Annotated in this window: 18 protein-coding genes and 1 riboswitch; of the genes, 13 read left to right on the top strand and 5 right to left on the bottom strand. The window is 63.3% G+C overall.

Features of this window, described 5'->3' with window-relative positions:
- Positions 1 to 166: 166 nt before the first annotated feature.
- A complete protein-coding gene (locus PCJ49_RS02280) occupies positions 167 to 1,648 on the top strand; it encodes a PAS domain-containing methyl-accepting chemotaxis protein (protein ID WP_269909521.1) in 1,482 nt (493 codons plus the stop codon).
- 63 nt (positions 1,649 to 1,711) lie between these two features.
- Here PCJ49_RS02280 and PCJ49_RS02275 read toward each other — a convergent pair whose 3' ends face one another.
- Positions 1,712 to 1,954 carry an Lrp/AsnC ligand binding domain-containing protein gene (locus PCJ49_RS02275; RefSeq protein ID WP_089287085.1) on the bottom strand — a complete coding sequence of 81 codons (243 nt, stop codon included), beginning with the start codon at positions 1,952 to 1,954 and terminating at the stop codon, positions 1,712 to 1,714.
- Positions 1,955 to 1,957: 3 nt separating this feature from the next.
- Entirely contained in the window at positions 1,958 to 3,613 is a 1,656-nt protein-coding gene (locus tag PCJ49_RS02270; protein WP_269909520.1) for a DEAD/DEAH box helicase, read from the bottom strand.
- 216 nt (positions 3,614 to 3,829) lie between these two features.
- Between PCJ49_RS02270 and PCJ49_RS02265 the strand changes: the two genes are divergently transcribed.
- Entirely contained in the window at positions 3,830 to 4,561 is a 732-nt protein-coding gene (locus tag PCJ49_RS02265) for an alpha/beta fold hydrolase (protein ID WP_269909519.1), read from the top strand.
- A 4-nt stretch (positions 4,562 to 4,565) separates the two neighbouring features.
- Here the strand turns inward: PCJ49_RS02265 and PCJ49_RS02260 are convergent, their stop codons facing one another.
- Positions 4,566 to 5,657, bottom strand: a complete 1,092-nt coding sequence (locus tag PCJ49_RS02260; protein WP_269909518.1) for an NADH:flavin oxidoreductase/NADH oxidase — start codon at positions 5,655 to 5,657, stop codon at positions 4,566 to 4,568.
- Positions 5,658 to 5,762: 105 nt separating this feature from the next.
- Here PCJ49_RS02260 and PCJ49_RS02255 point away from each other — a divergent pair, with 105 nt between their 5' ends.
- Together PCJ49_RS02255 and PCJ49_RS02250 are read left to right on the top strand one after the other, a co-directional pair.
- Positions 5,763 to 6,065: a helix-turn-helix domain-containing protein gene (locus PCJ49_RS02255; protein WP_269909517.1), complete on the top strand. Its 303-nt coding sequence runs from the start codon at positions 5,763 to 5,765 to the stop codon at positions 6,063 to 6,065.
- A gap of 6 nt (positions 6,066 to 6,071) precedes the next feature.
- A complete protein-coding gene (locus PCJ49_RS02250) occupies positions 6,072 to 6,608 on the top strand; it encodes a GNAT family N-acetyltransferase (protein ID WP_269909516.1) in 537 nt (178 codons plus the stop codon).
- 154 nt (positions 6,609 to 6,762) lie between these two features.
- On the opposite strand, the gene PCJ49_RS02245 is transcribed toward PCJ49_RS02250, so the two are convergent.
- A complete protein-coding gene (locus PCJ49_RS02245) occupies positions 6,763 to 10,284 on the bottom strand; it encodes a LamG-like jellyroll fold domain-containing protein (protein ID WP_269909515.1) in 3,522 nt (1,173 codons plus the stop codon).
- Between the two features lie 278 nt (positions 10,285 to 10,562).
- Positions 10,563 to 10,683: riboswitch (guanidine-I (ykkC/yxkD leader) on the top strand.
- A 74-nt stretch (positions 10,684 to 10,757) separates the two neighbouring features.
- Here PCJ49_RS02245 and PCJ49_RS02240 point away from each other — a divergent pair.
- The 8 genes from PCJ49_RS02240 to PCJ49_RS02205 all read left to right on the top strand — a co-directional run bounded on the left by PCJ49_RS02240 (position 10,758) and on the right by PCJ49_RS02205 (position 21,057).
- Positions 10,758 to 11,846: a putative urea ABC transporter substrate-binding protein gene (locus PCJ49_RS02240; protein ID WP_269909514.1), complete on the top strand. Its 1,089-nt coding sequence runs from the start codon at positions 10,758 to 10,760 to the stop codon at positions 11,844 to 11,846.
- A 200-nt stretch (positions 11,847 to 12,046) separates the two neighbouring features.
- Complete coding sequence (locus PCJ49_RS02235) at positions 12,047 to 12,868, top strand: ABC transporter permease subunit (protein WP_269909513.1); 822 nt, start codon at positions 12,047 to 12,049, stop codon at positions 12,866 to 12,868.
- Positions 12,865 to 13,698, top strand: coding sequence for an ABC transporter ATP-binding protein (locus PCJ49_RS02230; protein WP_269909512.1), 834 nt, complete (start codon positions 12,865 to 12,867; stop codon positions 13,696 to 13,698). Before PCJ49_RS02235 ends, PCJ49_RS02230 begins: the two co-directional genes overlap by 4 nt.
- 11 nt (positions 13,699 to 13,709) lie before the next feature.
- A complete protein-coding gene (locus tag PCJ49_RS02225; protein WP_269909511.1) occupies positions 13,710 to 14,525 on the top strand; it encodes an urea amidolyase associated protein UAAP1 in 816 nt (271 codons plus the stop codon).
- A 17-nt stretch (positions 14,526 to 14,542) separates the two neighbouring features.
- On the top strand, positions 14,543 to 15,190 hold the full coding sequence (locus tag PCJ49_RS02220; RefSeq protein ID WP_269909510.1) for an urea amidolyase associated protein UAAP2: 648 nt from the start codon (positions 14,543 to 14,545) through the stop codon (positions 15,188 to 15,190).
- Between the two features lie 192 nt (positions 15,191 to 15,382).
- A complete protein-coding gene (uca, locus tag PCJ49_RS02215; RefSeq protein WP_269909509.1) occupies positions 15,383 to 19,012 on the top strand; it encodes an urea carboxylase in 3,630 nt (1,209 codons plus the stop codon).
- On the top strand, positions 19,012 to 20,787 hold the full coding sequence (atzF, locus tag PCJ49_RS02210; protein ID WP_269909508.1) for an allophanate hydrolase: 1,776 nt from the start codon (positions 19,012 to 19,014) through the stop codon (positions 20,785 to 20,787). The genes uca and atzF overlap by 1 nt, the downstream gene beginning before the upstream one ends.
- A gap of 66 nt (positions 20,788 to 20,853) precedes the next feature.
- The gene (locus PCJ49_RS02205; protein ID WP_153204842.1) at positions 20,854 to 21,057 is read left to right on the top strand and encodes an integrase; all 204 of its coding nucleotides are present in this window, start codon (positions 20,854 to 20,856) and stop codon (positions 21,055 to 21,057) included.
- A gap of 9 nt (positions 21,058 to 21,066) precedes the next feature.
- Here PCJ49_RS02205 and PCJ49_RS02200 read toward each other — a convergent pair whose 3' ends face one another.
- Positions 21,067 to 21,966, bottom strand: a complete 900-nt coding sequence (locus PCJ49_RS02200; protein WP_269909507.1) for a LysR family transcriptional regulator — start codon at positions 21,964 to 21,966, stop codon at positions 21,067 to 21,069.
- Between the two features lie 168 nt (positions 21,967 to 22,134).
- On the opposite strand from PCJ49_RS02200, the gene PCJ49_RS02195 reads away from it, so the two are divergent.
- Positions 22,135 to 23,214: an enoyl-CoA hydratase/isomerase family protein gene (locus tag PCJ49_RS02195; protein WP_269909506.1), complete on the top strand. Its 1,080-nt coding sequence runs from the start codon at positions 22,135 to 22,137 to the stop codon at positions 23,212 to 23,214.
- Positions 23,215 to 23,321 lie beyond the last annotated feature (107 nt).

Below are 23,321 nucleotides of genomic sequence, written 5' to 3'. Positions count from 1 at the left end.
GTATTATGTATAACCCCTACTTCACGATATAGCGACATGGGCTGATGCCGATAGGTCATTCGGCAACCTATACAGAAAGATAGGTTAATCTTATGTGTAGCATCATAAGGGGTGTTTTTATGCAACCTTATGGTCCAGGCAACGATCACTCACGGGGACTTTCAGTATGCTGGGCCGCTTTACAAAGAAAAATGACCATCTGACGGCGCGGGTTGCGGCCTTGGATGCGCTGCGTGGCAATGTGATGGTTGCCGATCCCAATCTCGACATCATCTACATGAATCCGTCGGTCATGGCGCTGATGCAGGAGGCGGAGTCCGATCTGCGCAAGGAATTGCCGCATTTCCGCGCTGACCGTCTGATCGGCAGCAATATCGACGTATTCCACAAGAACCCGGCGCACCAGCGCAAGATGCTGGCTGCACTAACCAAGCCCCATGCTGCCACCATCAGGGTCGGGAAATGGACCTTCGACCTGCTGGTGACCCCGCTTTCCGAAGCCGGGCGGCGCATTGGTTTCGTGGTGGAATGGTCCAATGCCCATGAGCGACTGCTGAACCTGGACTATGCCGCCCAGATGACGGCGATCAGCCGGTCGCAGGCCGTGATCCAGTTCAGTGTCGATGGCACCATCATCGATGCCAATGAGAATTTCCTCAAAGCCATGGGTTACCGGCTGGAGGAGATCAAGGGCAAGCATCACAATATCTTTGTGGAACCGGACTATAAGAACAGCCGGGATTATGAAGCCTTCTGGGAAGGGCTGCGCCGCGGCGAATATCGCGCGGCACAATTCAAGCGCCTGTCCAAGACCGGCAAGCCGGTATGGATCGAAGGTTCCTATAACCCGATTTTCGATGCCAATGGCAAAATAGCCAAGGTGGTGAAGTTTGCCACCGACATCACCGCGCAGGTGGAACTGCTGGGCAATCTGAAGTCCCTGATCGACAAGAATTTTGGCGAGATCAACAGCGAGATCGACCGCTCCATGAATGAGGCCGGCAATGCCAAGAAGGCGGCCGGGGACGCGTCGGAAAATGTGCAGGCGGTGGCGGCGGGTGCCGGCGAGCTGGCCGCATCGGTGGATGAGATCGCCCGCTCCATGGTTCAGTCCCGCCAAGCCGCCGACAGCGTGTTCGAACGCGCCCAGGCGGCGGAGGCCAGCACCCAGCGCCTGACCAATGCGGCCCAGGCAATGAATGGCATTGTTGCCCTGATCCAGAACATTGCCGGCCAAATCAACCTGCTGGCCCTGAATGCCACCATCGAGGCGGCACGGGCAGGGGAGGCGGGTCGCGGCTTTGCTGTTGTGGCGTCGGAGGTGAAAAACCTAGCCAACCAGGCCGCCCGTGCCACTGACCAGATTTCCAACGAAATCGATGGTATCCAGAGCACCTCTGGCGAAGTGGCCGGGGCCCTGGATGCGATCCGCGATGCGGTGAATTCGGTACGCGATCTGGTGACGACGACGGCGTCTGCCGTGGAAGAACAAAGTGCTGTCACGCGCGGCATGTCGGATAACATGCAGCGTGCGTCCAAGGCGGTCAGCACAGTCTCCGCCAATGTGGTGAGCATTTCCGACGCGGTGCGCGAAGTCGCCCAGTCGGTGACTAAAACCAAGGAAGCGGCGGAAGTGCTGGTTCGCTGATAAAAAAGGGGCGCCTGATCGGGCGCCCCTTTTTACATGGCCATCATAACCAAGCCAGACGGTTCAGTTGAACGCCTTGAAGGTGATGATGGTGAAGGTGTCCTTCACCCCGGCCAGGGTCTGAATACGGCCGGTGACGAAATGGCCGATATCGGCATCGTCAGCCAGGAAGCATTTCATCATCAGGTCATATTGGCCGGAGATGGAATGCACCTCTGAAACCTCTTCCACATCCTGGACGGCGCGGTCGGCCACGTCATAGGCGCGGCCGAGTTCGCATTTGACCTGGACGAAGATGGTTTGCATGGCTCAGACCTCTGCCACCGCTTCAATCGCGGTCGTGGGCAGGGAAACGCTGTCCTCCCCGCTCTCCACCACATCCAGCGGCAGGGATTCGGCTTGCTCCGCACCGGCCTTGCGCGGGCGGGCAACCCGCAGGATGAAGGCGGGTACATGGTCACCAAAGCCCAGCACCGGCACCAGATCATCATCACGATCATCGCGGCGGGGGCGACGATCACGCCGGTCATCGCGGTCACGACGATCATCACGCTCCCGGCGCGGGGCTTCCGCCCGATCCGGACGACCCTCGCCGTTACGATCCGAGCGGTTATCGCCGTTGCGCTCTGGACGGCCTTCACTATGGCGGGCTTCGAACCGGTCACGGTTGACCCGCTCGCGGCGCGGTTCACGCGACTCCGTCGTCGCCTCAACAGCAGCTGCCGGTGCTTCCACCGCCTCTTCCCGGGTGCGCCTGGCGCGCGGTTCCGGACGGCGTGTTTCTTCCTTGCGGCCACGGCCACGGCGGCGGCGCGGATCATCATCAAAGGACAGCTCAGCCGTCTCAATCCCTTCGATGCTGAAACGCGGGATTTCCTGATTGATCAGCTTTTCAATGGCCTGCACCAGCTTGCCATCTTCCGGCGTGGCGATGGTGAAGGCACGGCCCGTCTTGCCAGCACGGCCGGTGCGGCCGATACGGTGGACATAATCTTCCGAATGGTGCGGCGTGTCGAAATTGAACACGTGGCTGACATTGGAGATATCGATGCCGCGTGCCGCCACGTCGGAACAGACCAGCAGGTCGATGCTGCCATTCTTGAAGGCTTCCAGCGTTTCCATCCGCTTGGACTGCATCATGTCCCCATGCAGCGCACCGGCATTGAAACCGTGCTTGGCCAGGGAGCCATAGACGATGTCCACATCCTTCTTGCGGTTGCAGAAGATGAAGGCGTTCTTCACATCATCATTCTTCAGCAACTGGCGCAGCGCTTCGCGCTTGTCTTCCTCCTGCACCACCAGCAGATGCTGGGCCACCGTGGTGGCGGTGGAGGCGGGCGCGCTGACCGTCACCTCTTCCGGCTTGTCCAGGAACTTGTCGGCCAGCCGCTTGATTTCCGGTGGCATGGTGGCGCTGAAGAACAGGGTCTGGCGCTTGCGCGGCAGCAGGCTGACGATGCGTTCGATATCGGGGATGAAGCCCATATCCAGCATACGGTCGGCTTCGTCGATCACCAGCACCTTGATATCGGTCAGCAGGATATTGCCGCGATCAAACAGGTCCATCATGCGGCCGGGCGTGGCGATCAGCACATCGACGCCGCGTTCCAGCTTTTTGATCTGGTCGCCGAACGACTCGCCGCCGATCAGCAGGGCCATGTTCAGCTTGTGATATTTGCCATACAGCTCAAAATTATCGGCCACCTGGGCGGCCAGTTCGCGCGTCGGCTCCAGGATCAGGGAGCGGGGCATCCGCGCCTTGGCGCGGCCACGGCCCAGAATATCAATCATGGGCAAGGTGAAGGACGCCGTCTTACCGGTGCCTGTTTGTGCACAACCCAGGACGTCGCGCCCCTGCAATACCCAGGGAATCGCCTTCTCCTGGATCGGCGTCGGGTTCTTATACCCAACTTCATCAACAGCGCGGAGGACGTCGGGCCCGAGCCCCAGTTCCGAAAACAGCATTCGACCTTCGTCAGGCAGGTAAAACGACGTCGATCAAGACCGTGACGTCAGCGGCATGGATGGACGACCAAATGGCCGAAGGAGGGCGCGTTTGCCATGCGCCAGCCGCCGACCAGACAAAACCACCGCGTCGCCGGCTTGGCCGGACTTTACGCATCAGCTAGGGTCGGCATCTTCGATAACAATTCCAGCCTTTAAGAGCAAGGATTTCGGGCGATGATGCACCCACCGCAGGACGCAAGGCTGCCCCTCCTTCTGTTGCCGGGCCTGCTGTGCGACCACGCGCTGTGGGCGCATCAGGCCGCCGCACTGGCCGATATCGCCGATAGTCAGGTGGCGGACCTGACCCAGGCGGACAGCGTGGCGGCGATGGCAACCCAGGTTCTGGCCACTGCCCCCGCGCGCTTTGCCCTGGCCGGCCTGTCCATGGGGGGCTATGTGGCGATGGAAATCATGCGCCGCGCGCCGGAACGGGTGTTGGGCTTGTGCCTGGTGGATACCACCGCGCGGCCGGATACCGATGAACAGCGCGAACGCCGCATGGCCCTGATCAAGCTGGCAAAAATGGGCAAGTTCAAGGGCGTCACCCCGCGCCTGCTGCCAGCATTGATCCACCCGGACCGGGCCAATGACCCGGACGTGGCGGGGGTGGTGCTGGAGATGGCGGAGCGGGTGGGCCGCGACGCCTTCCTGCGCCAGCAGAGTGCCATTCTGGGCCGGATCGACAGCCGGCCCTTCCTGGACACCATCCAGGTGCCCACGCTCTGCATCGTCGGGCGGGATGATGCGATCACCCCGCCCGACCGGCTGGAAGAGGTGGCGGCCGCCGTGCCCGGTGGCCGCTGCGAAGTCTTGGACCATTGCGGCCATCTGGCCCCGCTGGAACAGCCCGATCAGACATCTGCGCTGATGCGCGCATGGCTGATCGGGCTGCGGAACACCAAGTGATTCGTTACCGGTAACGCTCCAGCCAGTGGGCATAGGGGGCGGGCAGGGTCCAGGCGGCCTTCTCGACGCCCAGCTGCTTTGCCGCCTCATAGGGCCAATGCGGGTTGGCCAGCAGCGGACGGCCGATCATAGCAAGGTCGATGTACCCTTCGCGGATCAGCCGGTCGGCCTGTTCTGCCGGGCCGATATTCCAGGTGCTGGAACCCGGCAGGCCGGTTTCGCGCAGCACGTGGCGCGCTGTCTCCGCCAGCAGGGCGGGGCCCCACGGCACTTGCGCATCGGGCGTGGAAAAGCCCATGGAGACATCCAGGAAATCCAGCCCTTCCTGCTTGAAGCCCTTCACCAGCCCGATGGCTTCGGCCAATGTCTCCTCATCCCTGCCATCGAACTCGATGACGCCGAAACGGGCGGTCAGGGGCAGGTTCTCCGGCCAGACCTTGCGCACGGCGGCCAGCGTTTCCAACAGGAAGCGGCCGCGATTTTCGGCGCTGCCACCATATTCATCGGTGCGCTGGTTGGCATGGACGGAAAAGAAGCTCTGCGCCAGATAGCCATGGGCGAAATGCAGCATCAACCATTTGAAGCCGGCATCGCGGGCGCGGATGGTGGCCGCCACGAAATCCGCCTTTACCCGTTCAATATCGGCCTTGGTCATTTCCCGTGGCACGCGCGGCAGGCCCCTGCCAAAGGCGATGGCGGAGGGCGAGATGGTTTCCCAGCCGCGCGGATCGCCGGCGGGGATATGGTCATCGCCGTCCCAAGGCCGGTTGGCGCTGGCCTTGCGGCCGGCATGGCCGATCTGGATGCCGGGCACGGCCCCGGCCTTCACGATCGCGGCGACGATCGGTTCCAAGGCCGCCGCCTGATCATCATTCCACAGGCCCAGGCAGCCGGGGGAAATGCGGCCATCCGCCGAAACGCCCGTTGCCTCCACCACCACCAGCCCGGCACCACCGCGCGCCAGCGTGGCCAGATGCACGGCGTGCCAGTCATTGGCGACACCATCGGTGGCGCTATATTGGCACATCGGCGACGCCGCGATGCGGTTGCGCAGGGTGACATCCTTCAGGCTGAACGGATCAAACAAGGTGGGCATATCGACAAACTCCATAAGGGACGGTATCGTCCTTCGATAGTTCGCTTGTACGATATTATTCGAACAATGGCAATAGCCCGTTTTCGGTGCTAAGGTGTCGCCATCATGCGAAGCTATAAACACCCCGCCATCGAGGATGTCCGGCCGGAGGACTTCTTCCACGCGCTCAGCGATCCGGTCCGTCTGGAGATCATTCGCCATCTGGCGCGGGAGCAGGAGGCAAGCTGCGCCGCGTTGGATGGCGGCCGGCCGAAATCCAGCATGTCCCACCATTTCCGCGTATTGCGGGAGGCGGGGCTGGTCTACACCAAGCCCGCCGGGGTGACGCACATGAACTCCCTGCGACGGGAGGAGCTGGAACACCGCTTTCCCGGCCTGCTGGATGCCGTGCTGGCCGCCATCGGGTGAGCCGGGATGATTGAGACCGACCGCCTGACCCTGCGCCCTTGGCTTGACAGCGATCTTGATGATCTGACGGCGATCAATGCCGATCCGGCGGTTTATGAATGGCTGGCCGGCCCCTTCACCCGCGAGATGAATGCCGCCAGCATCACGCGGCAGCAGGCGTTCCAGACCGAATATGGCTATTGTTACTGGGCCATGCTGGAACGGGTGTCGGGTCGGTTGATCGGCATGGCTGGCCTTATGCCCGTGACCTTCGATGCTGGCTTCCTGCCAGCAGTGGAGATCGGCTGGCGCCTGTCACCCGGCTTCCAAGGCAGGGGTTACGCGACAGAGGCGGCCAAGGCAGCCCTGGCCCATGGTTTCAGCAGGGCGGGATTGCGAGAAATTGTCTCCTTCACCGTGCCGCACAACCGCGCCTCCCGCGCGGTGATGGAACGGATCGGGATGCGTCACGACCCGGCCATGGATTTCGACCATCCGCGTCTGCCGCCCGGCCATCCGTTGCGCCGCCACGTATTTTATCGCATCCAGCCGGGGCAGGGGTGATCCGCTGGTGCTGCGCTGTACTGTTTGAAAAACAGAAAGCCCGCCATGAGAGACATCGCCGCAGGGGAGTACCGCAGCGATCACCATGGCGGGCTTTGGGGTCAGTTGCGGCACAGCACCGGAACCGGCGGGCGCAGACCCCGAAAGGCTTGGATCAGGGGGTGATGTTCACCGTCACGCTGGTCGGCTGCAGGTTCCAGCCGCGCAGCGCAACGGCGGGGGCTCCCTTGGCGGCTTCAGCGGGATAGGTCACCTCCACATCCCGGCTTTCACCCGCCAGCAGGGAGAGATAATTCTCGCTGATATAGGCGGGCAGAATGCGGCTGCCATCCGGGTTCAGCGGCGTCAGTTTGGTCAGGATGGCGGGGACAGAAGTGCTGTTGGTCAGCCGCAGGCGCAGCTTCACCTCGCCCCCCTGTTTCTGACCGCTGCCAGTGATGGAGACGGCGGCGACGGGCAGGTTGTTCAGCTTCTGGTTCGCCGCCGCATCCTTGGCCACCCAATAGAAATTGCGCGACAGCACGGCACCGGCCTTGTCCGCCAGTTCCAGGGTCACCAGCACCAGCCCCTGGGCCTCCAGGTGCGGGGCCAGATCCAGCCCGAACGGGTGGGAAACACTGCCCGCCGCCGCATCCAGCGCCTGACGCTTTTCCGCCAGTGGCTGGTTGGCCAGGGTCCAGACCTTGGCCGTGACAGTCAACCCCGCTAGGGGCTGGCGGCTATTATTGATGACGCTGATGCCATGGTCGGGCAGGTTCATCTGCACATGCACCGGCTCCGCCGCCTTCTGCATTCCATAGAAGGCGCCATGGGTATCGTAATCATGGCTTAAAATCTGCCACATGGTGCTGGGCCAGGCCGGCTGGGTCATCCACAGCATCCGGCCGGAATTCTTGCGCCAAAGCTGGGCATTCATGCCTTCAAAGATGGCGCGATAGCCTTCGTAATTCAGCATCTGCGCCTTACGGTCAAAGTCGTCCAGGCTGCTGGCCGGGCCGAACTTGGTTGCAATGGCGTCCATGAAGCTTTTCACATCGCCATTACCGCTCTGGTGCCAGTCATGATAGGCCCAATTGTCGCTGATCGGCCATTGCTCGCTGGCCGGCACAGCCGCCCTGAATGCCTCCGCCGTGGGGAAGGAGGGGGTACCGACCTCCACCGAGAAACCCTGGGCATGGTCGGTGAAATAGCTTTCCGGCTCGCGGTAATTATAGGGGCCGGAGCCAGCCAGATTGATCCGGTTCGATGAGCCCATATAGTGCCGCGTGCCATCCTCGGCCTGCAGCATATCGTCCAGCGCCTCATTCAGCACCGGTTGGGGCACACCCTCATTGCGGCCGAACCAGAGCACGATGGACGGATGGTTGCGGTAGCGGCGTACCGTATCGGCCGCATTGGCCATGAAGAGCGGCACATCCTGCGGCTCCAACTGATAATCCTGGGTGGAGGCCCAGAAATCATTCAGCACCATCAAGCCATATTCATCGGCCAGTTCGAAGAATTCCTCCTCCGTATTCTGGCCGACCCAATTGCGGATGACATTGACATGGGCATCACGGTGCAGCCGGAAATAGGGCTCCAGCCGCTTCTTGTCGATGCGCTTGCGCCAATCCTCCGTGCCCCAATTGCCGCCCTTGGCGGCAATGCGCACGCCATTGACCTTGATCACCAGATGCGGCGACAGTTCCGCCGCCTCCACCGGCTTCACGGCGGGCGAGTTTTCCGCACCCGGCCGCAGCGACATGGCCCAGCCATCGGGCACCTTGCGGATGCCTTCATGGCTGCTGTCGACAAGCCGTTCGCCCCGCACCTTGGCCTTGGTCAGGTCGACCTCAACCCGGCGCAGGTCACCCTGCTGGTCCATCAAGGACAGTTCGTAGGTCACCTGCCGGATACCGAAACGCACATCCTGGCTGTCCGACGCCGCCCCATTGGCGGTGACCGTCAGTTTCAGATCATGCAGCGCCGGCTCCCCATAGCCATTGGGCCACCAGAGCTTGGGGTTCTGCACCAGCAATTGCGGGAATTCCGCCGGTGTCAGGCTGATGGTGCCGGCACCCGGTTGAAGCATCGCCTGCTTGGTGACGGTAATGCCGTCGAAACGGGCCGTCACCGTCGCATTGACCGGCTGGGTGGAAAGGTTTTCGACCGGCACATGGATATCGATGCTGGCGCGGGAATTGTCCGCATCGGGCAGGGCGGTGACCACCTGCGTATCGCCGATGCGCACATCGCCCGTGGCGATCAGCTTCACATCCTGCCACAGGCCGGTGTTGCGGTCGCGGACCGAGGGAATCCAGTCCCAACCTTCCGACGCCACAAAGGTCGGCCCGTCCAGGGCCTGCATCCCGCCATTTTCCCCCACACCAGAGGTCAGCGATTCCTCATGCGGGATGCCGGGATGGCTGGGTGGTGATACCCTGATCGCCAAGGCATTCTTCTGCCCCGGCTTGGCCAGCCCGGTGACATCGAAGCGGCCCCGGATGAAGGCCCCCTTCATGTCACCCAGTTTGGCGCCGTTCAGCCAGACCTCTGCCTTGTAATTCACGCCCTTCAGCAGGATTTGCAGATGCTTGCCGGCCTGATCGGCCGGCACTTCAAATTCCGTGCGGTACCAGTAATCCTGTTTGTTCAGGCTTTCCGGGATGGCGAGATTGTTCAGCCCATAATCGGGATCGGGATAGACCCCGCGATCCACCAACGTGGTCAGCACCGTGCCCGGCACGGTGGCGACAATCCAGTTGCGGGCGTCAAAACCGGGCTGCGACAGGGTGGCACCGGGGGCGGTCACCTTCGGCGCTTCCGCCAGCCGCCAGGAACCCAGCACCCATTCCCCCGTGCCATCCGGGCGCAGGGCAGGGGTTTCCACCAAGGGCTTGGCGACAGGCTTGCTGAAATCCACCTGCTGCCGGGGCCGCGTCCACGGGTCTTGCGGGCGCAACTGGCCATATTGCTGGCGCACCTGCACCGGCCAGACGGGGGCACCGGATTCGAAATTGGTCAGTGCATTGGTGGGGGGCTGGGCAGCCGCGGCCTTGATATCCGCCGCCGTCAGGGCACGCGGCAGGCTGGTAAAGCCGGCCACCCGGCCGGCGAAAGGTGGATTCGTCGACCCGATGAAGGGCACCATTTTTGAACGACGCGGCGCCAGCGATAACAGGGGCAGGGCCGCCGCAGAGGTGGCCGTTGTTTTCGCCACCTCCGCTCCATCAACATAAAGCCGCGCAGTGCCATCGGCGAAGCTGGCGGCCAGGGCCACCCATTGCCCGGCCTTCAATGCCTTGCCACCGCTGATCAGCTTGCCATCCAGCAGCAAGGCCGGCTTGCCATTCTCCAGGGCCAGGAATCGGCCTGGTGCCCGCCCGTCGGCGGCAGGCAGGCCGCCCACCAGCGTCACCCCGCTGTCAGCGCTGTCAATCTGTACCCAGCCTTGCAGGGTCCAGGGCGAACCGGCAGGTATCGCCGGCCCCAAAGTCGGCTTTTCCTCCAGTACCGGTTTCGTCAACCCATCGCCACCACGGGGAAATTCCGCATCGAACGGACCGAAGCTGCCAGGACCGAAGGCGCCGGTCCCGCCCAGCCCCTGATGGGACTGCGCCATGGCCGAAACAGCGGTAAGCGCTGTCAATGAGGCAAAAAGAGAGGCACGGAAAAGCCGGCTGGCAACCTTACTCATCGACGTTCCTTCCCGGAGGCGACAGCTTTGCCGGCTGTCATTCATGTTTGCGGGGCAACTGCCTTGCCCCCTCTTTATCGGGAAATTTTGTGACAGGAACCATCACCGGGTCAATAAATAAAACGTCTTTCCGAAATGGGATGTGCAATCGGCCTCGGTTTTTCCTGCGCATAGAATAGGCAGTTGCCTGCACCTGCTGCTGAATTGCACGGCGTTTTGCTTTCCGTTGCACGGGAATGCAGCTTTTTTCGGTTGGCACGCCCTTTGCAAGGTAAGTTCCGAATGGTGGCTAGGGTTCCGGTCCCTGATGCAGGGGATGTCTGGTCCGAGAGCTGCCGCCCGATCCCGCCTGGATGACAGGCCCGGTCGGGTACACGGCGGGACAAAAGCCCGGGAGATCGAGGAGGGTTGGCTATAACCTCCGTTCGGTCTCGCCAACCCCCCAGAGATGGTTTGGAACCAGAAGGGGTTGGATGATGACGACGCGCCGCTTCCTTGCAAAGATCACCGCCGGTTTTGTTGCCGCCACCATGCTGGCGGGCAGTTTTACCCTGCCGGCCATGGCCGCGCCGAAGAAGGAATTCAAGCTCGCTTGGTCCATCTATGTGGGCTGGATGCCGTGGCAGTACGCGGCCGAACAGGGCATTGTGAAGAAATGGGCCGATAAATACGGCATCAAGATCGATGTGGTGCAGTTCAACGATTATGTGGAAAGCGTCAACCAGTACACCGCTGGCGCCTTTGACGCGGTGACCGTCACCAATATGGATGCTTTGTCCATCCCCGCTGCGGGCGGCGTGGACAGCACCGCCGTGATCGTCGGTGATTTCTCCAACGGCAATGATGCCGTGATCCTGAAGGGCAAGGACAAGCTGGCCGATATCAAGGGCCAGAAGGTCAATCTGGTGGAATTCTCCGTCTCCCACTATCTGCTGGCCCGCGCGCTGGAAAGCGTGAAAATGACGGAGGCCAAGGATATCAAGGTGGTTTCCACCTCTGACGCCGATCTGGTGGCCGCCTGGTCCACCCCGGACGTGTCAGCCGTGGTCACCTGGAACCCGTTGGTGGCGGAAATCCTGAAATCGCCCGACGCCAAGAAGGTGTTCGACAGCAGCCAGATTCCGGGGGAGATCATTGATCTGGCCGTGGCCAACAGCGCGGTGCTGAAGGACAACCCCAATTTCGGCAAGGCGCTGGCCGGCATCTGGTATGAAACCATGGCCCTGATGTCGGCCAAGAATGCGGCCGGCACGGCCGCCCGTACTGCCATGGGCAAGGCATCGGGCAGCGATCTGGCGGGATACGAGGCGCAGTTGGCGGCTACCCGCATGTTCTATAAGGCGGATGAGGCGCTGGCCTTTGTGCGCGGGCCGGAGCCGAAGGCGACGATGAAGAAGGTGGCGGGCTTCCTGTTCGACCATGGTTTGCTGGGCAATGGCGCGCCGTCGGCGGAAGCCGTGGGCATCGCCTTTCCCGATGGCAGCATCTATGGCGACGCCAAGAACGTGAAGCTCCGCTTCACGGACAGCTTCATGGTCGCTGCGGCGGAAGGGAAGCTGTAAGGGGGGGGAGGTTTCTGCCCTCTGCCCGTCATCCCGGCGAAAGCCGGGACCCAGGGTCACAAAATCAACCGTCAATACAGTATCGATCAACGCTGTGGAGAGGTCGGGCGCTTGGCCCCTGGGTCCCGGCTTTCGCCGGGATGACAGCAAAAATGCGCAAGCTTCCGCCACCCCCAACTTCCCCCCAAGGAACCACCCCCATGCGATTGATTAATCGCCGGCCGGACCGGTCCTTATGGCTGATCCTGGCGGTGCTGCCCTTTCTGGCGCTGCTGATCGCCTATGCCGCCGGTTCCGCCGTCCGGTTGGCGGAAAATCCGGCGGACAAGCTGTTGCCGGGGCTGGCCGCCTTTGCCGATGCCATTGACCGTATGGCCCTGGAACCCGACAAACGCACCGGGGATATCCTGCTCTGGGTGGATACCGGCGCCAGCCTGACAAGGCTGGTGGCGGGCATCGCCATCGCGGCGGCGGGCGGTTTGCTGGTGGGGATGCTCGCCGGCCTGCTGCCGCTGGCCCGCGCGGCGCTCTCTCCCTTTGTCACTGTCGTGTCGATGGTGCCGCCGCTGGCCGTGCTGCCCATCCTGTTCATTATGGTGGGGCTGGGGGAGGCATCGAAGATCACCCTGATCGTTATCGGCGTGATGCCCGGTCTGATCCGTGACCTGATGCTGAAGATCGACGATCTGCCGCGCCAGCAGCTGATCAAGGCGCAGACGTTGGGGGCCAATAGCTGGACGATTGCCATCCGCGTGGTGTTGCCGCAAATCCTGCCGCGTCTGATGGACAGCATCCGCCTCAATCTCGGCCCCGCTTGGCTGTTTCTGATCTCGGCAGAGGCGATTGCCAGTGAAAGCGGGCTTGGTTACCGCATCTTCCTGGTCCGCCGCTATCTGGCGATGGATGTCATCCTGCCCTATGTCGCCTGGATCACGCTGCTCTGCTTCCTGATGGATTGGGGCCTGCGGGCCGCTCAGTCCCGCGCTTTCCCCTGGTTTGATCGTGCGAGGACCGGCCAATGACCGCGATCAGCGTCAAGAATGTCTGGAAGGAATATGGGGAACAGGTGGTGCTGGAACGCATCAACCTGGAAATCGCCCCGCGTTCCTTTGTGGCCCTGGTCGGCCCTTCCGGCTGTGGCAAAACCACCTTTCTGCGCATGTTGCTGTCCGAAGAACTGCCGACACGCGGGGAGATCACCATTGATGGTGTGCCCCTGTCGCCGGAGCCGGGGCCCGATCGCGGGGTGGTGTTTCAGCGCTATTCCGTGTTTCCGCACCTGACGGTGCTGGGCAATGTGATGCTAGGGGCGGAACTGCGCGGCAGCCGGCTGCTGGGCCGGCTGTTCGGGGCCGCCCACCGACAGGCCCGCGATGATGCGGCGGCACTGCTGGACGCGGTGGGCCTGTCGCACGCGCTGGATAAATATCCGGCCCAGCTTTCCGGTGGGATGCAGCAACGTCTGGCCCTGGCCCAGGCGCTGATCGCCCGGCCCAAGGTGCTGTTGCTGGATGAACCGTTCGGCGCGCTGGACCCCGGCATTCGCGCCGATGTGCATAAGCTGATGCGCCAATTATGGCACCAGCACCCGATGAGCGTGGTGATGGTGACCCACGATCTGTCGGAAGCCTTCCATCTGGCCACCCGCGTCATCGCCTTTGACCGCACGCGTACCCTGCCGGAAGAACGGCTGCGTTATGGCGCGTGCATCACCAACGATATTGATGTCTGGCCCAAACGGGTGGCCGGACAGCCCGATTTCGGGCGCGACCCCGCCCATCTGCCCCGCCGGGACGACCCGGCGCTTGACCCTGGGCACCCTGACCGGGACGACCCGGCCGACGCTGCGTGAGGAGTGTGGAGATGCCACGCCAGACCCAAGCACAGATCGCCGCCAACCGGGCGCGTTATCTGGAACTGAAACAGGCAGCCCAGGGCGCGGCCCCCCTGGTGCTGCCCCCGCCCACGGCGCGCGATGCCGCCCCCATCGCCGATGCTGCCGTGCTGTTGCGCGAACAGGTGCCGGGCGGCTGGTACTGGACCGGGGTGATCCGCCGGGGCCAGGTGCTGCGCATCCTGAACAGCCAGGGCACGCCCGGTGTCAGCCTGCTGGCCTGGAACAAGGCGGACCCGTCGGAACGGTTCAACCATGCCGACACGATCAAGATTCAATGGACCGCTGCCCTGCGCAAGGGTCGCGTGCTGTTCTCCGACATGGGCCGCGTGCTGCTCTCCATTGTGGAGGATACCAGCGGCCGGCATGACACGGTGATCGGCGGCTCTACCCCGGCCAGTGTCGCCCGGCTTTATGGGGCCGATAGCGGCGTGCGCAATGCGCGCGACAATTTCATTCTGGCTGCCGGCAAGCATGGGCTGGGGCTGGCCGATATTCCGCCCTGCATCGGTTTCTTTGCCCCGGTGTCGGTGCAGGCTGATGGCGGTTTTGCCTGGGATGCGGCGGGCGTTGTGCCGGGTGATTTCGTCGATTTGCGGGTGGAGATGGATTTGATCATCGCTGTCTCCAACACGCCCCATCCGCTGGCCCCGGCGGTGGAACCGCTGCCGATTGATCTGGTGATCCACCAGGGGGCGGCACCGGCTGTCGACGATCTGTGCCGTACCGCCACGGCAGAGGCCGTGCGCGGGTTTGACAATACCGACCGCTATCTGTCGGCCTGAGAGGGGGAGGCACCATCATGACCAGCAGCTTTACGCCCGTGCTTTCCCCCCGTGACCCGGCCAGCGCCATTTTCCGCGAAACCGTGCCGGCAACATATCCCTGGTCCGGTTTTGTGAAAAAGGGGCAGGTGATCCGCATTGTCGACAGCGAGGGCTGTCAGGCGGTGGACACATTATTCTACAGCACCGCCGACCATACCGAACGCTACAGCGCCCAGGATACGGTGCTGGCCCAGGGTACGCCCTATATCGGGCCGGGATCGGTGCTTTATTCCAATCGCGGTCAGGTGATGGCCGAGTTGGTGGCCGATACCTGCGGCCAGCATGATACATCCGCCGGGGCCTGTTCCTGTGAAAGCAATACGGTCCGCTTTGGCCAGCACACCCGTTACATGCACGCCTGTCGGGAAAACTTCCTGATCGCCGTGTCACGCCATGGCATGACCAAGCGGGACATTGTACCCAACATCAATTTCTTCATGAACGTGCCGTTCGATACCGAAGGCGGGCTTGCCATTGCCGATGGCGTGTCGGCACCGGGGGCCTATGTGGAGTTGGTGGCGCGGATGGATTTGCTGTGCGTCATTTCCAACTGCCCGCAGGTGAACAACCCCTGCAACGCGTTTGACCCGACCCCGATTGAGATTTTGGTTTGGGAGGGGTGAGGGGAGCCGGCCTTTCCATTACCCGTCATCCCGGCGAAGGCCGGGATCCAGGTTCGTAGAGCAATGCGCTCGTGGCCTCTGGACCCCGGCCTTCGCCGGGGTGACGGGTGAGAGAGCGCGGACGGCAGCCCCAAGACGGCATGGGAATGACCCAACGCCATCCCTCCCCCCATCCCCCAAAGGAATCCCCCCATGTTCACCAAGGTTTTGATCGCCAATCGGGGTGAGATCTGCGCGCGGGTGATAAAGACCCTGCGGCGCATGGGCATTGCCTCGGTCGCCGTCTATTCCGATGCCGACCGCTTCACCCAACCCGTGTTGTCGGCGGATGAGGCGGTGCGCATCGGCCCGCCGCCGGCCAAACAGTCCTATCTGGATATCGATGCCGTCATCGCCGCCTGTCAGGCCACCGGTGCGCAAGCGGTTCACCCCGGCTATGGCTTTCTGTCGGAAAATGCCGGGTTTGTGGAACGGCTGAACGCGGCCGGCATCGCCTTCATCGGCCCGCGTGTCGAACATTTGCGCGATTTCGGCCTGAAACATACCGCGCGTGCCCTGGCCAGGGCTGCCGGCGTGCCGCTGCTGCCCGGCAGCGACATTCTGGCCGATGTTGAACAGGCCCAGGCGGAGGCGGCGCGCATCGGTTTCCCCGTCATGCTGAAAAGCACGGCCGGCGGCGGCGGCATCGGGATGCAACTTTGCCATAGCGCCGACGAACTGGCCGCCAAATTCGCCGCCGTGCAGCGCATGGCGACCAGCAGCTTCGGCGATGCCCGCGTCTATCTGGAACGCTTCGTGGCGGAGGCCCGCCATGTCGAGGTGCAGATTTTCGGTGATGGCAAGGGTGGTGTGGTGGCCCTGGGCGAGCGCGATTGCTCCCTGCAACGCCGCAATCAAAAGGTGGTGGAGGAAACACCCGCCCCCGGCCTGCCCGATGCGGTACGCGCGCAGCTTCGGGATGCCGCCGTGGCGCTGGGGCAAAGCGTGCAATACGCCTCCGCCGGCACCGTGGAGTTCATCTATGATGTGGCGCGTGAACAGGTCTATTTCCTGGAGGTGAACACCCGTCTGCAGGTCGAACATCCGGTGACGGAGGCTGTGTTCGGCGTTGATCTGGTGGAATGGATGATCCGCCAGGCGGCAGGGGAATTCACCCTGCCGGCCCCGGAAAGCCTGACCCCGCAGGGGGCCGCCATTGAGGTTCGGCTTTATGCGGAAAACGCCGCCGCTGATTTCCGTCCCTCCACCGGCCTCCTGACGGATGTGCGTTTCCCCGACAACATCCGCGTGGATGGCTGGGTGAATACGGGCACAGAGGTGACGGCCAATTACGATCCCATGCTGGCCAAGCTGATCGTTCATGCCGACAGCCGGGATGCGGCGATTGATCAGTTGTCCGCGGCACTGGCGGCTTCGCGCGTGGCGGGGATTGAAACCAATCTCTCCTACCTGCGCGCCATCATCGGGTCGGATATTTTCCGGCAGGGCAAGGTCGCCACCTCTGTGCTGAAGGATTTCCCCTTCACGCCCGCGACGGTGGAGGTGTTGAGCCCCGGTGCCCAGACCTCCATCCAGGATTGGCCGGGGCGGCTGGGTTATTGGGATGTTGGCGTGCCGCCATCGGGCCCGATGGATGATCTCTCCTTTCGGCTGGCCAACCGGCTTTTGGGCAACCCGGAGGGGACGGCGGCGCTGGAATGCACGCTGACGGGGCCGAGCCTGCGCTTCAACCATGCGGCAAGGGTGGCGCTGGCCGGGGCGGCGATGGTGGCCACGTTGGATGGCGTGGCCGTGCCACATGGCGTGGTTTTTGACGTGGCGGCAGGGCAAACCCTGGCGCTGGGCCGCATCCAGGGGCCGGGGCAGCGCACCTATCTGGCAGTGGCTGGTGGCTTTGATGCGCCGGAATATCTGGGATCGAAATCCACCTTCGCGCTGGGCCGTTTCGGCGGCCATGCCACCGGCTGCCTGAAGGCGGGCGACACGCTGGCGCTGGCCGGTGGGCCGGTGGGGCAGGCCGAGCCATTTGCTGCTCCACCCCTGACCCATGAATGGGTGTTGGGCGTGCACTATGGGCCGCATGGCGCGCCAGATTTTTTCCAGGAAAGCGACATTGCCGACCTGTTTGCCGCGTCATATGAGGTGCATTTCAATTCCGCCCGCACCGGCGTGCGGCTGATCGGCCCCCGCCCGGCCTGGGCGCGGGCCGATGGCGGGGAGGCGGGGCTGCACCCGTCCAACATCCATGACAATGCCTATGCCATCGGGGCAGTGGATTTCACCGGCGACATGCCCATCATCCTGGGCCCCGATGGCCCCAGCCTGGGCGGCTTCGTCTGCCCCGTGGTGGTGGCGCGGGATGAGCTGTGGAAGGTCGGCCAGTTGCGGCCAGGGGATAAGGTGCGGTTTGTGCCGGTTGCATCCACCGTCTACACTGACACTGCCCTTACCGTCACCCCGGCGCAGGCCGGGGTCCAGGGGCCACAAGCGCTTTGCTCTACGAAACTGGACCCCGGCCTGCGCCGGGGTGACGGAAATGAAGCAGCAAAGCGTATCACCCACGCCACCCTGCCATCCCCCATCCTGTCCCGTATCGATGGCGATATCCCCGTCACCTATCGCCGGGCGGGGGATGATTATCTGCTGGTCGAATATGGCCCGATGGCGTTGGACCTGGGCATTCGGCTGCGGGTGCATCTGCTGGTCACGGAACTGCGGGCGCGCAAGCTGGCCGGCATCATTGACCTGACGCCCGGCATCCGGTCGTTGCAGGTGCATTATGACAGCCGCCGGCTGAAAACCACCACCCTGCTGGCTGTGCTGGCGGAGATTGAGGGCGGGCTGGGCGATATTGCCAATGCCCGCATTCCCAGCCGCATTGTGCATCTGCCCTTGTCATGGAACGATGCCCAGGTGCGGCTGGCCATGACGAAGTATCAGGAACTGGTACGGGCGGACGCCCCTTGGTGCCCGGATAATATCGAATTCATCCGCCGGATCAACGGTTTGGAAAGCCAGGAGGATGTGAAGCGCATCGTGTTCGACGCGCATTACATGGTCTATGGGCTGGGCGATGTCTATCTGGGCGCGCCGGTGGCCACCCCGCTGGACCCGCGCCACCGGCTGGTGACCACCAAATATAACCCCGCCCGCACCTGGACCCCGGAAAATGCCGTGGGTATCGGCGGTGCCTATATGTGCATCTATGGCATGGAAGGGCCGGGCGGGTACCAACTGTTCGGGCGCACCATCCAGGTCTGGAATAGCTGGCGATCCACGCCCGTGTTCCAGCAGGACAAGCCCTGGCTGTTGCGCTTCTTCGATCAAATCAAGTTCCATCCGGTGTCAGAGGCGGAACTAGCCGATGCGCGCGAGGCCTTCCCCCATGGCCGCTACCCGATCAAGATCGAGGAAACCGAGTTCAGCTACGCCGACCATCTGCGCTTCCTGGCCGACAATGGCAACAGCATCGATGCCTTCAAACGCACCCAGCAGGCGGCGTTTGAGGCAGAGCGGGAAGACTGGAAGGCCAAGGGTCTGGACAGTTTCGTCAGCGACGATGGCGGCCCGACGGGGGATGAAACGGCCCTGCCGGAAGGCTGCATCGGCGTGGAGACCGGCGTGACCGGCAATGTCTGGAAAATATTGGTGGAGCCGGGCCAGCAAGTGGCTGCCGGCGACACCATCCTGATCCTGGAAAGCATGAAGATGGAGATGGACGTGAAGGCCGCCAGTGCTGGCCGCGTGCGGGAAATCACCGCCAAGCCGGGCCGCACCGTCAATGCCGGCCAGACTGTCGCCATTCTGGAGGAGATTGCCTGATGTTCCCGGAAAAACTGACCATTCACGGGCTGACGGAACTGTATCGCAGCGGTGCCACCACCCCGCTGGCGGTGGTGGAGGAAATACTGGCCCGGCTGGCGGCCAGCCCCGACCCCGCCATCTGGATCAGCCTGGTGCCGGCGGCGGAACTGCGCGCGGCGGCGGCCTCCCTGACGGCGGCGGGATACAAGGCCGATCAACCGCTTTGGGGTATCCCCTTTGCCGCCAAGGATAATATCGATACGGCTGGCCTTGTCACCAGTGCCGCTTGTCCCGCCTTCGCCTATCAGCCGGCGGCGGATAGTACCGTGGTGGCGAAGCTGCGGGCGGCGGGCGCGCTGCTGGTGGGCAAGACCAACCTTGACCAGTTCGCCACCGGTCTGAATGGCACGCGCAGCCCCTATGGCGCGCCGCGCTGCGTGTTCGATACGGATTATGTCTCTGGTGGCTCCAGTTCCGGCTCTGCCGTAGCGGTGGCGCGGGGGCAGGTGGTCTTCGCGCTGGGCACCGATACGGCGGGTTCGGGCCGGGTGCCCGCCGCCTTCAACGATCTGGTGGGGATCAAGCCCACCAAGGGCCTGCTGTCGACCGCTGGCGTAGTACCGGCGGTACGGTCGCAGGATTGCGTCACCGTGCTGGCACACTCCGCCGCCGATGGCGATCTGGTGCGCCAGGTGGCGGAAGGTTTCGATGGGGCCGATCCCTATTCCCGCCCCGCCGGGTTCCATTCCCTGAAGCTGGAGAAATTCCGGTTTGGGGTGCTGTCGGGGGAAGAGCGGGAATTTTACGGCGATGAAGCAGCATCTGCCCTCTACGATGCTGCCATTGACCGGCTGGTGACCTTGGGCGGCACGCCAGTACCATTTGATTACAAGCCTTTACGCGAATGTGCTCACCTGCTTTATGGCGGCCCTTGGGTGGCCGAACGGCTGGCAGCGGTGGAAGATTTCATTGCCGACCACGCCGCCAATATGGACCCGACAGTCAGGGCCATTATCGAGGGGGCGAAGGGCAAAACAGCGGTGGAGGCCTATCGCGGCCACTATGCGCTATCTGCCTATAGTCAATATATCAATGGCTTGTGGCGAGACCTTGATATTCTGCTGCTGCCCACGGCCCCCACCATCTACAAGGTGGCGGACATGCTGGCCGATCCGGTGCGGCTGAACAGCAATCTCGGCCGCTATACCAATTTCGTGAACCTGCTGGATTGCAGCGCGGTGGCGGTGCCGGGGGGCTTCACCCCGGCGGGTCTGCCCTTCGGCGTCACCCTGGTGGCACCGGCCTTTGCCGATGCCGATCTGGCGGTGCTGGGCGACCGGCTGCACCGGGCGGCACGGGCCGACCTGCCTGGGCCGGTGCTGGCCCCGGTGTCGGCCCCCGATGCATTGCCCATCCTGGCGGTGGGCGCGCATCTGTCCGGGATGCCGCTGAACCATGAATTGACCAGCGTGGGCGGCCGGCTGGCGGGGGTGGTGCGGACGGCCCCCGATTACCGGCTTTATGCGCTGGCCGGCACCGTGCCACCCAAGCCGGGGCTGGTGCGCGATCCCGGTTTTGCCGGGCCGGGGATTCTGGCGGAGGAATGGTGGCTGCCGCCCGCCGCCTTGGGCGCCTTCATCGCCCGCATCCCGGCCCCGCTGGGCGTGGGCAAGGTTACGCTGGCCGATGGGCGGCAGGTTACCAGTTTCCTGTGTGAATCCTATGCCCTGGAGGGGGCGACGGAGATCACCCATCATGGTGGCTGGCGGGCCTATCGGGCCAGCCTATCCTGATAGGGCTTATCTACCTGTCAGCCGATATGATATCATGCTGACAGGTCGGCCCGGCGGAGGATGTGCATGAGCACGATGCAGACAGAGGTCTTTGAGGCTTTCCGCGCCATCGACATTCCGGAGGAAAAGGCGCTGAAGGCCGCATCGGCGCTGTCCAAACGGGATGAAGATGTCACCGGCCTGAAATCCGATGTCAACATCATCAAATGGATGATGGGTTTCGTGCTGGCCTTTCAGGTGGCGATCTTCGTCAAGCTGTTCATGGTCTGATCGGTGACATTACGGGCGGAACAGCCGGCTGTTCCGCCGCACCTCCTCCGCGATGAATTCCGCCGTTACCCGGATGCGGGACAGGTGACGCAGGTCGGAATGGATCAGCAGCCAGAAACTGCGGATCAAACTGACCTCCGTCGGCAACAGCCGCACCAGATCGGCATGGCCATCCACCAGGAAGCAGGGCAGCACGGCAATGCCGGCCCCGGCCTCCACCGCGCGAAATTGTGCCACCAGGCTGGCGCTTTTCAACTGCGGGCGGATATCGCGGGAAATCTGCGGCAGGTAATCCAGCTCCGGCGTGTAAAGCAGATCGTCAATGTACGATATGAACCGGTGGCCGGGCAGGTCGGCCACCGATGAAATGGGTGGGTTCGCCGTCACATAGGATCGGGCGGCATAAAGCCCCAATTCGTAATCCGTCAGCTTGCGCCCATGCAGCCGCCCGGCATCCGGCTGGGCCAGCGAGATGGCGATATCCGCTTCCCGTTTGGACAGGCTGAACAGGCGCGGCATGGCCACCAGTTGTACCTCCAGATCCGGGTGGCGGGCAGCCAGTTGGCCGATGCGGGGGGCCAGGAAGAAGCTGCCGAAACCATCCGGCGTGCCGATGCGCACCGCCCCGGACAGACTGCCGGAACTGCCGGCCAGATCCTCCATGATGGTCATGGCCAGCCCCTCCATCGCCTCCGCGCTGGCCAGCAGGCTTTCACCCTGGGCGGTCAGGCTGTAGCCGGTGGCGTGGCGTTCAAACAGATTGGCCCCCAGCGCGCGTTCCAGCGATTGCAGCCGCCGTCCCAGGGTGGTGTGATCCACCCCCATGCGCCGGGCGGCGAGGGTCAGCCGACCGCTGCGGGCCACGGCCAGGAAACTCTGCAGATCATCCCAATCAAATTGCCCGGCCATCAATGTACCTGCGTGGAAAAGCGCACAACGGATGGGGTAAACTTCGCATGGATGTGCGCATCACCGCAATGATAGGGGTTGGTTGTGGCAGAAGACCATGATCCCCCTTGCCGTGGTGGAATAAGCCCACCCACTTCACAAGTGTGATCCAAACCGGGAGGAACGGCCTTGACCCTTGATGCCATCTGCACCACGCGCGGCCTGCTGGGGCATATTCTGCTGAACCGGCCCAAGGCGCTGAACGCGCTGACCCTGCCGATGGTGGAGGTGATTGCCCCGACCCTTGCCGCCTGGGCTGCCGATCCCGCCATCAAGGCGGTGGTGATCCGGGGGGCGGGCGACCGCGCCTTCTGCGCCGGGGGCGATGTGCGCGCCGTCTGGGATGCCGGGTTGCAGCGCAAGCGTGGGGAGGGGGCGGGTGCCCTGACGGCGGCCTTTTTCGCCGGGGAATACCGGCTGAACCGCCAGATCAAGCATTTCCCCAAGCCCTATGTCGCCTTGATTGATGGCATCACCATGGGCGGCGGGGTCGGGCTGTCCGTTCATGGCAGCCACCGGGTGACGACGGAAAAGACGCTGCTGGCCATGCCGGAAACCGGCATCGGCCTGTTCCCGGATGTCGGCGGGACGTGGTTTCTGCCCCGGTTGCCGGGGCGGTTGGGGCTCTATCTGGGGCTGACGGGCGCGCGGATAACAGCGGGCGATCTGGCCTATGCCTGTATCGCCACGCACCATAGCCGCAGTGAGGCATTGGATGACCTGGAGCGCGACCTGGAAACGGCCTTGTCCAGTGCGCCCGACGCCAATTCGGCGGTGGAGGCGGTGTTGGGCCACCATGCCGCCACGCCGGACGAACCCACCCTGCCGGCCCACCGCGACGCCATTGACCGCTGCTTTGATGCCGACAGCATCGAGGGCATTTTCGCCAGGCTGGAGAATGAGGGCAGCGACTGGGCAGCCAAGACACTGGCCAGCTTGAAAACCATGTCCCCCACCAGCCTGAAAGTGACATTCGAGCAGTTGCGGCGGGGGGCCGAGCTGGAATTTGATGATTGTATGCGGCTGGAATTCCGCATGACCCAGGCGGTGATGGATGGCCATGATTTCTATGAAGGCATCCGGTCCGTGCTGGTAGACAAGGACCGCAATCCGAAATGGCAGCCGGCGAGCCTGGATGCGGTGGACCCCGCCTTCGTCGCCCGCCATTTCGCCCCGCCAGCGGATGGCGACTTGACCTTTCCGGGCTGAGTGTTGGTGCAGTGTAAGTGGAACAGGAATAGCTCTTACAACCGTTACCCCGGCGCAGGCCGGGGTCCAGTTTCGTAAAGCAAGGGGCCTGTGTTCTGGACCCCGGC

Origin of the sequence: Niveispirillum sp. BGYR6 (assembly GCF_027568365.1) — a bacterium.
In the GTDB taxonomy this organism is placed as follows: Bacteria; Pseudomonadota; Alphaproteobacteria; order Azospirillales; family Azospirillaceae; genus Niveispirillum.
Note: the sequence above shows the minus strand (reverse complement) of the source record. Positions and strands in the feature narration are given on the sequence as shown.